The 12310-nt window shown below is 52.9% G+C and carries 12 protein-coding genes; 10 read left to right on the forward strand and 2 right to left on the reverse strand.

Annotation, left to right across the window (positions count from 1 at the left end):
* The 10 genes from METH11B_RS0101420 to cysG are packed head-to-tail and all read left to right on the forward strand — an operon-like array spanning position 1 to position 8925.
* Complete coding sequence (locus tag METH11B_RS0101420) at positions 1 to 822, forward strand: sirohydrochlorin chelatase (RefSeq protein WP_026600441.1); 822 nt, start codon at positions 1 to 3, stop codon at positions 820 to 822.
* Positions 823 to 829: 7 nt separating this feature from the next.
* On the forward strand, positions 830 to 1498 hold the full coding sequence (locus tag METH11B_RS0101425; RefSeq protein ID WP_026600442.1) for a precorrin-8X methylmutase: 669 nt from the start codon (positions 830 to 832) through the stop codon (positions 1496 to 1498).
* Positions 1499 to 1502: 4 nt separating this feature from the next.
* A complete protein-coding gene (locus METH11B_RS0101430; RefSeq protein ID WP_026600443.1) occupies positions 1503 to 2606 on the forward strand; it encodes a cobalt-precorrin-5B (C(1))-methyltransferase in 1104 nt (367 codons plus the stop codon).
* A gap of 2 nt (positions 2607 to 2608) precedes the next feature.
* Positions 2609 to 3916 (forward strand): bifunctional cobalt-precorrin-7 (C(5))-methyltransferase/cobalt-precorrin-6B (C(15))-methyltransferase, encoded by a 1308-nt coding sequence (locus METH11B_RS0101435; RefSeq protein WP_036275536.1) that lies wholly within the window; start codon positions 2609 to 2611, stop codon positions 3914 to 3916.
* Entirely contained in the window at positions 3906 to 4682 is a 777-nt protein-coding gene (gene cobI, locus METH11B_RS0101440) for a precorrin-2 C(20)-methyltransferase (RefSeq protein ID WP_026600445.1), read from the forward strand. The genes METH11B_RS0101435 and cobI overlap by 11 nt, the downstream gene beginning before the upstream one ends.
* Positions 4675 to 5412 (forward strand): cobalamin biosynthesis central domain-containing protein, encoded by a 738-nt coding sequence (locus METH11B_RS0101445; RefSeq protein WP_026600446.1) that lies wholly within the window; start codon positions 4675 to 4677, stop codon positions 5410 to 5412. Before cobI ends, METH11B_RS0101445 begins: the two co-directional genes overlap by 8 nt.
* A gap of 4 nt (positions 5413 to 5416) precedes the next feature.
* The gene (locus METH11B_RS0101450; RefSeq protein WP_026600447.1) at positions 5417 to 5809 is read left to right on the forward strand and encodes a cobalamin biosynthesis protein; all 393 of its coding nucleotides are present in this window, start codon (positions 5417 to 5419) and stop codon (positions 5807 to 5809) included.
* Entirely contained in the window at positions 5806 to 7167 is a 1362-nt protein-coding gene (cobJ, locus tag METH11B_RS0101455; RefSeq protein WP_026600448.1) for a precorrin-3B C(17)-methyltransferase, read from the forward strand. The genes METH11B_RS0101450 and cobJ overlap by 4 nt, the downstream gene beginning before the upstream one ends.
* Positions 7160 to 7519 carry a (2Fe-2S) ferredoxin domain-containing protein gene (locus METH11B_RS0101460; protein WP_036275537.1) on the forward strand — a complete coding sequence of 120 codons (360 nt, stop codon included), beginning with the start codon at positions 7160 to 7162 and terminating at the stop codon, positions 7517 to 7519. The genes cobJ and METH11B_RS0101460 overlap by 8 nt, the downstream gene beginning before the upstream one ends.
* A 17-nt stretch (positions 7520 to 7536) precedes the next feature.
* Entirely contained in the window at positions 7537 to 8925 is a 1389-nt protein-coding gene (gene cysG, locus METH11B_RS0101465; protein ID WP_026600450.1) for a siroheme synthase CysG, read from the forward strand.
* Between the two features lie 217 nt (positions 8926 to 9142).
* Here cysG and METH11B_RS0101470 read toward each other — a convergent pair whose 3' ends face one another.
* Entirely contained in the window at positions 9143 to 10312 is a 1170-nt protein-coding gene (locus tag METH11B_RS0101470) for an IS4 family transposase (RefSeq protein WP_026600451.1), read from the reverse strand.
* A gap of 247 nt (positions 10313 to 10559) precedes the next feature.
* Positions 10560 to 12218 carry an ATP-binding protein gene (locus METH11B_RS0101475; RefSeq protein ID WP_026600452.1) on the reverse strand — a complete coding sequence of 553 codons (1659 nt, stop codon included), beginning with the start codon at positions 12216 to 12218 and terminating at the stop codon, positions 10560 to 10562.
* Positions 12219 to 12310: the final 92 nt, after the last annotated feature.

Here is a 12310-nt window from a genome sequence, read left to right on the forward strand (position 1 = left end):
ATGACAACCACCGTTCTCTTGGTCGGCCACGGATCGCGCAATCAGGCCGGCAACGATGAAATTCGCGAATTTCAACAACAATGGCAGGCGCAACACCCCGACTGGCGCATTGAGTTGTGCTATATCGAACTCGCCGAGGTGCTGTTGGAAGAAGGATTGAGCCGCGCCGCGCAAGGATCTAGCCGCGTGATAATCGTACCGCTGATCATCAGCGCCGCCGGGCATGTGAAGATGGAGATTCCCGAGCACATCGAGGAAGCCCGCGAAAATTTTCCGGCGGTCGAATTCATCTACGCGCCGCATTTGGGCAGCAACGAAACATTACTGGCCATTCTGCAAAAACAGCTCAAAACGGCACTCAAATCTCTGGCGATGCCGGATCCAAAAACCACCGGTGTGATCATATTAGGCCGCGGCTCCTCCGACAAAGTCGCCAACGGGGAATTGGCAAAATTAGCGCGTTGGCTGTTTGAAGCTACCGAGCATGAACTCGTCGACATTGCCTTCACCGGTATTACCCATCCGCGTTTGGAAACCGCTGTGCAACGTCAAGTACGACTGGGCATGACGCAGATTGCGATTTTGCCCTATTACCTGTTTACCGGCTTGCTGATCGAGCGCATCGGCAAACAAATCGAACGCTTGCAAAGCCAATATCCGCAGATTGTCTTCGGTGCCGGTACGTATTTTGGTTTTGATCCGGCCATTTTTAAATTGCTTGATCAACGGGTTACCGAAGCCTGGGACCCGATCGCGCCGAAAATGCTGGAATGCGACGGCTGTCAGTATCGCGAGCAAGCCGAACATCACCACCATCATTAGAGTAGCCATGAGCCACAACATTCAAACCGAACAACTGACCCAGGCTGGGCAACAAATCGAACACGATTCCTTTGCCATCGTCGACCGCGAAGTCGGCGAGCACCATTATTCCCACGGCCAATGGCAAGTGGTGCGTCGCATGATCCACGCCACTGCGGATTTTGAGTTTAATGGCCTGACCGAGTTTTCCGCGCATGCAGTCGAAGATGGTATTCAAGCCATTTTAAATGGTGCGCCGATCGTTGCCGACGTGGAAATGATTTGCGTCGGCTTATCGCAGCCGCGCCTAGCGCATTTTGGCATCAGCGCCCGCCAGTTCATCGCCGATGCGGATGTCATAGCCGCCGCCAAACAGGTCAACAGCACCCGCGCGGTACAAGCCATGCGTAAAGCGCAACGCCTGGGTTTAATCGCCGGCGGTATCGTCTCAGTTGGCAACGCACCGACCGCGTTGTTGGAAGTGTTGCGGATGATCAAAGAAGAAGGCGTCAAGCCGGCACTGATCGTCGGGATGCCAGTCGGTTTTGTCTCTGCAGCGGAATCCAAGGATTTACTCGCCGAATTAGCCGATGTGCCATGGATCATCACCCGTGGACGTAAGGGCGGCTCGACCTTGGTCGTCGCGGCGATTCATGCCTTGTTGAGCTTGACGGAAACCCGGCAGAAAAACGGCTGATAGCATGGCAATGCCGGAACGCAAACCCAAAGGTACCCGCAAGGGTTACACCACCGGCGCCTGTTCGGCGGCAGCGGCACGGGCGGCAGTGCAGGGTTTGCTGAATGGGCACGTGCCGGACACTATCGACTGCGTGCTGCCCAATGGGCAAGACGTGGCATTCAAAGTCGAAGAAAGCTTCGTACAGAACGACCGAGCACATGCTGTCATCGAAAAAGACGCCGGCGACGATCCGGACTGCACCCATCGCGCTCGGCTGACGGCGGATGTGATGTGGATAGAACAACCGAATACTATCGTATTGCAAGGCGGCGCGGGCATAGGCCTGATCACTCGGCCCGGTTTGGGGCTGGCGGTCGGCGGTCCGGCCATCAATCCGGTTCCGCGTAAAAATATCGAGGATAACATCCGTCTGATCGCCGCCGAAGCGCTAAAAACCCGAGGCCTACAGGTAACGATCTCGGTGCCGGGCGGCGAAGAGATGGCGAAAAAAACCCTGAATTATCGTTTGGGCATTATCGGCGGTATTTCGATTCTAGGTACGACCGGAATCGTGCATCCGTATTCCACGGCGGCGTTTCGGGCTAGCGTGGTGCAAGGCGTGGAAGTTGCGGCCAATCAGGGGCAGGCTAGCGTGGTGCTGACCACCGGCGGCCGCACCGAGAAATTCGTGATGCGCGAATTGCCCGACCTGGATGAAAGCTGTTTCGTGCAAATGGGTGACTTTCTGACACCAGCACTGGACACCGCCGCTCGTTGCGGCATTCAAAACATCATCATTGGCGGTATGGTCGGCAAGCTGACCAAAATGGCTCAGGGTGAAACCATTACGCATGCCGGTCGCGCCCCAGTCGATGTGGAACTGGTGGCCGACATTGCCCGCAGCATCGGAGCGCCGGACGATGTATGCGACGCCATCGCCGCCCAGGAAACCGCTCGTTACGCCTCCGAATGCATGGCCGAGCTGGGATTGGAATACGAATTTCATGTCGAACTGGCTAACCGAGTCATCGCCACCTTGGAAAACCGTTATCCCGGCGGTTTTCACATCAGTGTTCTGGTGTGCGATTTCGATGGCAACAAACTGGCCGAAGCCGGAAGGAATTGATCATGCAAGCGATGTGCAGTTTTATCGGCGTACTAGACAACGGCGTCGCCAGCCTGAGCCAGGAGGCCTTGCAGGCATTGCGCGAAGCAAAGCATGTCATCGCCGGCAGCCGTCTGCTGGCAACGCTGGCTAAAGACATTACTCAGGCCAGACACTACGACTTAACCGGGCAACTCAAACAAGTGCCGGACTGGATCAATGTCGCGTTGGCGCAAAATGAAGCAGTAGCTGTACTAGCGACTGGTGATCCCTTGTGCCACGGCATCGCCGGTTTCCTGGCCGGCAAGCTGGAGTCCAGAAGGGTACGCATCTTGCCCAATCTAAGTACGATACAACTAGCCTTTGCCGAGTTGAAATTATCTTGGCAAACCGCCGCTATCGTTTCGATCCACAGCAAGGATGCCGGTGAATGGCTGGGCGGGGCCACGCCGGAGCATGGCTTGTACGAATTAGCTCAGCGCTGCCGCCAACACGATTTGCTGGCGATATTGACCAGCCCGGACAACACCCCAGCACGTATCGCCCGCTTATTGCAAATCGAAGGCTTGGCCGATGCGTTCGAAATGGCGATTGCTGAAGCTCTAAAGCAGCCGCAACAGCGAATCAACGCCTGGCTGAGTATCGCGGAGGTCGCTCAAAGCCGTTATCTCGATCCCAACGTCGTCATTCTAAAACGCAAAACGGCTTTGTCCGCACCGGTATTGTTTGGCGTCAGCGACGACAGCTTTCAGCAGCGCAAGCCGGAAAAAGGCCTGATCACTAAACGCGAAGTGCGTGCGGTATCGTTGGCGAGGATGCAATTGGCGCGTCGAAGTATTGTCTGGGACATCGGCGCCGGCTCCGGATCGGTGGGTTTGGAGGCGGCGCGGCTATGTTCGGAGGGTCATGTCTTTGCCATCGAAAAAAACGCCGATGACATGGCTAATGTTGAACAGAATCAGGCTGCCTGGGGTATCAGCAATTACAGCTTAGTGCATGGCAAGGCGCCGCAATTTCTCGACACCTGGCCCGATCCGGATGCAGTATTCATCGGCGGTTCCGGTGGCGAATTGGCGGAATTGATAGCCTTGTGTTTAGGGCGTTTGCGCCCGGCGGGTTGGCTGGTGATGAACTTCGTCACGCTGGAAAACCTGTCCACCGCCGTCGATACCCTGAAACAACTCGGCGCAGACTGGGACGTCTGTCAGATTCAAGCCTCGCGTAGTAGCCCGATTCTCAATATGCATCGCATGCAGGCCGAAAATCCAGTGTGGATCGTATCTGCCACCCATTCTTTACAGCCCATATTATTCGGTCACGATGAACACTAAACTCGGCACACTCTACGGCGTCTCACTCGGCCCCGGCGACCCTGGCTTGATTACCCGCCGTGCCTGGGACTTACTATCGGGGTCCCGGCACTGGACCTATCCGGTACGCAAGAAAAATAGCGACAGTTATGCCTTGAATATAGCCTTGAGCGCCGGCCTGAAACTGCCTGTCGAACATAGCGAGCTGCATTTTCCGATGACTCACGATGCCGAGATTCTGGCCCGTTACTGGCTGGCAGCAGCACAAACCGTGTTGGCACTATTACAACGCGGCGAGGATGTGTTGTTTCTGGTGGAGGGCGACGCCTCGACCTATTCCACTTTCGGCCATTTGCAACGCAGCGTGCGTGCTTTGCAAGCCGATGTCACCGTGGAAGTCGTGCCGGGGGTGTCGTCGTTTCATGCCGCTGCGGCGCGTAGTGGCGAACCGCTGGCTGATGTTGATGACACTATCGCCATCATCCCCGCCGGATACGGCATTGATCAGATTGAACGCCTGCTCGAGGATTTCGACACCTTGGTGCTGCTTAAGGTCAAACCTTTGCTGGACGATGTAATCGATTTGCTGCGCCGCCGTGATTTGCTCGGTCAAGGCTGGTTTATCGAAAAAGCCGGGGCGCCGGAAGAACGCATGGTGCACGACATCGCCAGCCTCGAGGGGCAAAAGGTCAATTATCTGTCGTTACTTATCATCAAAAACCCAGGCCGTCAGCGCAGCGAAATGCAGCGCGGTTGCCGCAAGAAAAAGGACTCAATCGATGAATGAAGTGCGTGTCGCCCTGGTGGCGATTACCAAACACGGCGCCGGGATTGCCACTCGCCTGGCACCACAACTCCCCGAAGCGGAGGTGGTGGTATCGGAGAAGCAATCCAAACATTTGGGTGATTTTGCCAATCCGCGTTGCGTGTATCAGGGGGCGTTGAGCGCGCAACTCGGCGAGTTGTTCGCATCCTACGACCAAATTATTTTTCTGGTGTCGCTCGGTGCGGTGGTACGGCTGATTGCGCCGCATCTTAAATCCAAGGATGTGGATCCCGGTGTGCTGGTGATCGACGATGCCGCCGAATTCGTGATCCCGGTGCTATCCGGCCATGTCGGCGGTGCCAATGCTTATGCCGAAAAGGTCGCCGCGTTGCTAAATGCCACGCCGGTACTGACCACCGCATCGGACGTGGGCAAAACCATTCCGGTGGATATCTTGGGCCGTGAACTGGGCTGGCAAGTGGAAGCCCCTAAGGTCAACATCACGCGTGTGTCGGCGGACGTGGTCAATCAACTGCCGATTGCCTTCGTGCAGGAAGCCGGCAGCTCAAATTGGTGGACGCGGCCATCGCCGTTACCGGCCAATATTCATCTGTTCCAGCGTTTCGAGGACGTTGATACCGAACAATACCGGTCGGTTTTATGGGTTACACACCGGGCCATCGATCCGGCCGTTTGGCAACAACTGGCTGAGCGATTGGTGGTGTATAGGCCGCCCACCGATCAAGCGTAAGTGTATGAAAGTCATGATTGGCATGGGTTGCGACCGCAATGCCAGCCTGGATACCTTGCGGCAAGCCTTGGCCCAGGCCTTGTGGCGTTGCGGGCTCGATGTATCTACGGTAGCCGGCTTGGCCAGCATCGACAAAAAAAACGACGAAGCGGCCCTGTTACAACTGGCCCAACTACACCGTTGGCCGTTGTTTTTTTACCCGGCAGAAGTCTTGGCTGCCATTCCGGTACCGAATCCATCCGAGGTGGTCATGAAATACATGGGTACACCGGCGGTGGCGGAAGCGGCCGCTTTGAGAGCGGCCAATGCCGAATTGTCGGATTTACTGGTAGAGAAACATAAATATTGCGGCACGGACGGCAAGAACGCCACCGTTTCGATAGCGAGAATCAAATGAAAAAAACAGGCAAAATTTTACTGGTGGGTATCGGCCCCGGCGCGCATGAGCACATGACTGCCCGCGCTCGCCAAGCGATTGCGGAAGCGGACGTGGTGATTGGTTACAGCACCTACATCAAACTGGTGCAAGACTTGCTCGATGGCAAGGAAGTCATCAAAAAAGGTATGACCGAAGAACTCGATCGCAGTATCGAAGCGTATGAACATGCCAAGCAGGGCAAAATCGTCGCTATGGTGTCGTCCGGCGATATCGGTGTTTACGGCATGGCCGGGCCTACTTACGAACTGCTGCTGGACAGTGGTTGGACGCCGGATGATCCAATTCAGGTGGAAGTGGTCCCCGGTAGTACCGCGTTGTCGAGTTGCGCATCCCTGGTCGGAGCGCCGCTGACCCATGATTTTTGTTCGATCTCGCTGTCCGACTTGTTGACGCCTTGGCCGGTGATCGCCCGCCGCCTGGAAAGCGCGGCGCGCGGGGATTTCGTGGTAGCTTTGTATAACCCGAAAAGCGGTCGCCGCACGCAGCATATCGTCGAAGCGCAAACTATATTGCTGCGTCATCGGAGCCCGGACACGCCGGTTGCGATCGTTAAATCCGGTTATCGTGCTCGGCAACACATTCAGCTGGTTCGCTTGGAGGAGATGGCCGATTGCGATATTGGTATGTTGACCACGGTCTTGGTTGGCAACAGCAGCACCTTCGTCCGTGCAGGGTTGATGGTGACGCCACGCGGCTATGCCAACAAATATGACGCCATGACCGGCGAAACCCGAGCAGGCGAACAGGCGGGGCGTTCGCTGAGCATGGGCCTGGAGGGCTGGAAAGCTTGTGTGCGGCAATATTTGCGCGACACACCCAAGGCGACTCTGCTACAGGCGGCGGAATACTTCGCCCAGCCGTTGTCGGAGATACTCGATGCTGTCAGTCAAGCCACACCTGACGATCCTGCCGGCATCTTCAGCGCGCAACGGGCAATCCCGGACAGCCATGATCGTTTGCTGGAATCATTCCAGACTTGGGGCAAATTACGCGCCGTGGTGCGCAGCGAAGCGGGTGCCGTGGCGGAATTGTTGATTAACGCCGCTGATTTGCAAAGCAAAAACGGCTGGGTGAGTATCGTCAACGACGCCTTTCATTTGCACATCGACTGGCGCAAAACGCAGCAGATTTGGTTTGTCAGCCGTGATGATCAAGCCTATGGCATTCAGGTACTCGATCAACACGGCGACGCCTTATTCAACTTATGGTTAGTCGCTGACGAAGCAGGCTTCGACAGCACAGCCCTACAACATTACCGCGATGACCGAGCGCAATTTAGCGCCCCAACTGTTCTGGAACCTACCCACCATGACTGATAACACGACACCTATGCCAGAAAAACCCAAAATGGGTGACTACAAACGCCACTTGCTGGTGTGTACCGGTCCTCGCTGCACCGAAAATGGCCAAGCGCAGGCCTTATTCGAAACCCTGGGCGAGAAGTTTAAAGCAGCCGGTATCGACAAAGGCGAACTCAGGGTTAAGCGCACCCGCACCCACTGTTTTGCCACCTGCAAATCCGGCCCCATCCTATGCGTGCAACCCGACGGTATCTGGTATTACAACGTCAATGAAACCAATTTACAGCGCATCATTGATGAGCATTTGGTGGGCGGTCGACCTGTCGAAGAGCTGATTTATCATCAAAGTACTTGCACGGTTCCATAGCAGTAAAACAAAGCGTTATGGATTATTTTCCTCTTTTCTTAAAAGTTAAAGACCAAACGTGTTTGGTGGTAGGCGCTGGCGAAATTGCGGCGCGAAAAATTGAATTACTGCTGCGGGCTGGAGCCAGCATCATCGTTGTTGCTTTGGAAGTTGGTAACGCGGTAGCTGCTATGCAACAGTCAAATCAAATCGTTATCCGCCAAAAAGCATTTACGCATGAGGACATCGACGGTATGGGACTCGTGGTTTCCGCTACCAATTGCCGCTCCACGAATATAGAGGTCTCCAAGTTGGCGAATCAGCGGAAAATCCCCGTTAATGTGGTTGATGATCCGGCGTTATGTTCCTTTATATTCCCGGCCATTATTGATCGTTCGCCCCTACTTGTCGCCATATCCTCAAGTGGTGTATCTCCCGTATTAACGCGACTTTTACGGGCTAGGGTGGAAAGTGCCATTCCGGCATCGTTTGGCCTGTTGGTGCAATTGGCTGAAAAATTCAAATTATTGGTCAAACAACGCATTCCACAACCGAGTCTGCGTAGAGTTTTCTGGGAAAAGATTTTACAAGGGCCAGTGGCTGAATTAGTTTTTGTAGGCAAGCAGAACGAAGCGGAAGAACTGCTGCGGTCGCAACTGCAGCAGGCTGACCCTACAGCAAATCAGGGTGAAGTGTATTTAATAGGTGCCGGTCCTGGCGATCCCGATTTATTAACGTTTAAAGCCTTGCGTCTGCTGCAGCAGGCAGACGTTATTGTTTATGACAGGCTGGTTTCTATAGAAGTGCTCGATATGGCCCGACGAGACGCCGAGAAAATCTATGTCGGCAAACAGAGGGATAACCATAGCCTACCGCAGGAGTCGATTAATCAACTGTTAATTGATTTAGCCCTGGCCGGCAAACGGGTAGCCCGATTAAAGGGGGGCGATCCTTTTATCTTTGGTCGTGGGGGTGAAGAAATCGAGTCCTTTATACAACTAGGGATCAGCTTTCAGGTTGTGCCTGGCATTACTGCAGCGGCAGGCTGTGCCAGCTATGCGGGCATTCCGCTGACCCATCGCGATCATGCTCAATCCTGCACATTTGTCACCGGCCACTTAAAAGACGGCAGTATCAATCTCGACTGGCAGCAATTATCTCGTCCCAATCAAACCATTGTGATTTATATGGGACTGGCTGGATTGGCAACCATCTGCCGATCGCTGATCGAGTACGGTTGTCCGGCCAATCACCCCATTGCCGTCATTCAGGAAGGCACGACCCGAAACCAGCGGGTTTCAACCGGAACACTAGCAGATATGCCCAGTCGTGTGGAACAGGCCGAGATGACGCCGCCGACGCTGATTATTGTCGGTTCGGTAGTTACACTCCATCAACAATTGGACTGGTTTCAGCGTTCGGACTAATTCACAAGTGGAGGTTAGCATTACCCGAAACTGAGGCTTTTTGCTAAACGGTCTCATTAGGATTAGTTCTGTGGCACAATATGAGATTCTTAAAAACGAGCCAATCAACAGACGATAGCGAGTTTATGTTCAAGAACTGATGAAATTCAGCCTTGGATGTCAACCCTCGGATAAGGATAGAATGCGTTATCACCACCAAGACATCACTAGTGTCCGGTTAAGAATTGAATAGATTCAATTGGTTAGAATAGGCATTTTGATCGGATATGTATTCGATGCCCTGTAAGGCCTGTTGAATGGGGATTTCCTCGAACAAAGTGACCGATAAAAGCTGTAACAAAGTGTAGAGAGAAGCATCCAGATTGAGTTGTTTTTTGATGATGGCGACCAGGACATAAACCGAGACGGCGATCCAGAGTTGGGATTTGACGGCATTTTCCGAGGTGCCATAGAAACACTTGATACGAAGATGTTGCTTGATCCATTTGAAGAATAATTCGACCCGCCATCGACTTTTATAGAGTGTGCAAATCGTTAGCGATGTCAAGGTAAAGTTGTTGGTTAGAAAGACTAGCGTCTTGCCGGTTTCCGGGTCTTTAAATCGAATACGGCGCAAGTGTTGAGGATAGTCTTTTTGGGTATAGAAGCCATCGAGTGCGATAGTTTGGTCGCAGATGATACCGAGATGACGATCGGTTGGGGTTGAATAAATGCGATGAGCATCCAGATTGGATCTGGCTCGCGTTACAAAGAACGCACCGGTCAAATGCAAGACATACAATCTGGCGAAGTCGACATAGCCGCGATCCATCACATAAATAGCTCCCGGTTCGGGTATCAGCAAGTCGAGCGCCTTGACGTCATGCATTTTGCCGTCCGAGATAGGGATAAAGCTTGGAATACTGCCGCGCAAATCCAGCAAGGTATGCAATTTGACCGCCGCCTTGGTGGTGCGAAACTGGGCCCAGGGAAACACGGACAGACACAGATCAATCGTGGTCGAATCCAGTGCATAAACGGTATTGCTCAAGTCTAACCCTAAGTCCTCGCTGGCGTAGAGTTTCCGCGCTTGCGCGATCAAACGCTGAGCAAATTCGGCATAGATGCGCCAATCACGGTTGGCATTGGCGTCGGCCAGTGTCGAGCGAGAAACCGTAGTGCGGATGCCCATGTGATAAAGCTTATTGGATTGAGCCGACAACCAGGCTTCGATGTCACGCAGACTTTCCCGATAGGTCAGTTGCGCGAAAGCCAGAATCCGAAACTGCTCGGCGCAACTGAGTGTTCGGATTCGGTAATCGCCATCGTAACGGGTCACGATGCGATGAAAGGTTTTCCATGGCAAAACGTCCATGATTTGGGCGAACAAAGTTTTGCCAATGTACATCGCGCTCTCCACCGGTTAAAAAACCAGCAGACTGCATGAAGATTGGTTTTTCCTTCAAGTCGGAGACAGCTTTTAGTCCTTTGAAACCCTTGCTACATAAGGCCTACCGCATTTTAGAGGCTCTTTTAACCGGACACTAGTGGTTTCTTATCACTATTCATGAATGGAACTTTAGCGTGATTTCATTTGCGGTGATGAAAACTAGCGCATTATCCGGCTGGATAATGCGCTCGTATATAAAAGAGACTTAGCTACCTATATCAGCTACAAGTGTTTGCGCTTGAACGGATTGAGCCGCTGGATATGCCATCACGGAAGCCGGTTTGCCTTGCTGATCCAACTCCACCACGAAGGTTTTGCCGTACAGCGCAGGACAGCCGCAAAAATCCGGTAACAAGCGTTGCATAGCATTAGCTGGATCGCTGGCGGTATTGGCCACCACAAAAGCAACGAAAGCATCCGAATCGCTTTCAAAGGTCGATTCCTGAAATTCATCGTATTCGCTTCTGAAGCTGGCCATTTGTTGCAACACCTGAGCCGAGCTTTCGCCTCTGGGCACAATGATGTCATCAGCGTTTTCCTGACCTTGGTAGCAAGCCCCATCCGTGATTTCAACAACATCCTGTCCAAGCCGGATTCGGTAAGCCTCGCAAAAACGCACGTAGACCCAACACCAATCACCTTGGAATTGAGCCTGATGGGTTTCATTGACCGTTTCAATCACCAGCTCTTCATCATTGAGATGCCGAATTAATGTATGAATCCAATGCCCGTTATCCAACGTACCGTGGTAAAGCAAATAATCCCGACTCCAGGCAAACAAATAACGCCCAGCGCCGTCCTCTTTGATGTCATCATCAATTGATACGATGCCGCGAGCCTCTACTTCTGCGCGGGTCATAGCTTTATCCGGTTGCTGCTCGAAGTTATCAAAAACCTCGGTATCGCAAACCGGATAAGCAATGATTTCGCGTAAAGCCTCAGGCGGCACTACCGGCACATCGTTGAGTAACTTCAAAAGCTCCCAATGCCGCAGCATTTCATAAAAACCTACGAAATCTTTGGCAGACTGAGTGGCTTTCATCTGGATAAACCGCTGTTCGATGGTTTGCGCTAGAACCGCTTTAATCCGTTTGATGACATCCGCTTCGTCTACCAGTTTGTCACGATCCGGCAAGCGGGCGTGAAAACGAGAAGAGTCCAGATGAATGATATGGCGATGTGATGTGTAGCTATGCGAGGAATAAATGGGCAAACCTTGCAGATAAATATCAAACTCATATTGCGCTCCATTGGGTTGGTCCATACCATGCAGATAGATTGCGCCAATCTCGGTTTCAACAAAGGTCAATCCGCAATCCAGCGCGCATGAGCGTTCAAGTAATTGATCGTTGAACAGCACTGGAATGGGGAAACCGAGTACCAAACGCTTTAGAGTCGTGGTAATTTGCCTCATGTCCATATCCACATCCTGCAAGGTAGTGCTAGTGATGCCGTTCCAATCTTGGACTGGTGTGATCGTCACCGGCTTAAATGCCAAAATGTGGTCGGTTTCGACGTCAATCGAACCACTTTTACTAATGACGCTGATTTTCCGACAGGCAAACAGTGCCGATAAAAATCCGATTCCAAACGGATGTTCATGGGCAACCACGTCTGCATCCCAACCGGATTCGGCGACTGTCAGTAGTGTTGCAATCGAGTCGATGCCGCAGCCATCATCCAAAACCTGTAGCGTTTTGGTTTCAGAACAATAGTTAATCACCACCATGGCGGCATGGGCCCGGCGAGCATTTTGGATGAGCTCGCCGAGCACCGTGGTTTTGTTGGTGAAACTGAAGCGTAGACTTTTGACCAAGTTGGCTTGGTTCACTTTCATCGCGACTTCGTTAGTTTGTGTTTTCATGTGTTATATCCGGGTATAAAAAAAGCCCCGAGAACATGAAACAGACTACCCCCTTGGGGAGAACTGTTCATCTCCCCAAGGCGGGTGATACT

It is taken from the genome of Methylomonas sp. 11b (assembly GCF_000515215.1).
GTDB lineage: Bacteria > Pseudomonadota > Gammaproteobacteria > Methylococcales > Methylomonadaceae > Methylomonas.

Bases quoted from the DNA above. Each gene is read 5' to 3' on its own strand.
- METH11B_RS0101420 (WP_026600441.1), top strand. From the start codon at position 1: ATGACAACCACCGTTCTCTTGGTCGGCCACGGATCGCGCAATCAGGCC.
- METH11B_RS0101425 (WP_026600442.1), top strand. From the start codon at position 830: ATGAGCCACAACATTCAAACCGAACAACTGACCCAGGCTGGGCAACAA.
- METH11B_RS0101430 (WP_026600443.1), top strand. From the start codon at position 1,503: ATGGCAATGCCGGAACGCAAACCCAAAGGTACCCGCAAGGGTTACACC.
- METH11B_RS0101435 (WP_036275536.1), top strand. From the start codon at position 2,609: ATGCAAGCGATGTGCAGTTTTATCGGCGTACTAGACAACGGCGTCGCC.
- cobI (WP_026600445.1), top strand. From the start codon at position 3,906: ATGAACACTAAACTCGGCACACTCTACGGCGTCTCACTCGGCCCCGGC.
- METH11B_RS0101445 (WP_026600446.1), top strand. From the start codon at position 4,675: ATGAATGAAGTGCGTGTCGCCCTGGTGGCGATTACCAAACACGGCGCC.
- METH11B_RS0101450 (WP_026600447.1), top strand. From the start codon at position 5,417: ATGAAAGTCATGATTGGCATGGGTTGCGACCGCAATGCCAGCCTGGAT.
- cobJ (WP_026600448.1), top strand. From the start codon at position 5,806: ATGAAAAAAACAGGCAAAATTTTACTGGTGGGTATCGGCCCCGGCGCG.
- METH11B_RS0101460 (WP_036275537.1), top strand. From the start codon at position 7,160: ATGACTGATAACACGACACCTATGCCAGAAAAACCCAAAATGGGTGAC.
- cysG (WP_026600450.1), top strand. From the start codon at position 7,537: ATGGATTATTTTCCTCTTTTCTTAAAAGTTAAAGACCAAACGTGTTTG.
- METH11B_RS0101470 (WP_026600451.1), bottom strand. From the start codon at position 10,312: ATGTACATTGGCAAAACTTTGTTCGCCCAAATCATGGACGTTTTGCCA.
- METH11B_RS0101475 (WP_026600452.1), bottom strand. From the start codon at position 12,218: ATGAAAACACAAACTAACGAAGTCGCGATGAAAGTGAACCAAGCCAAC.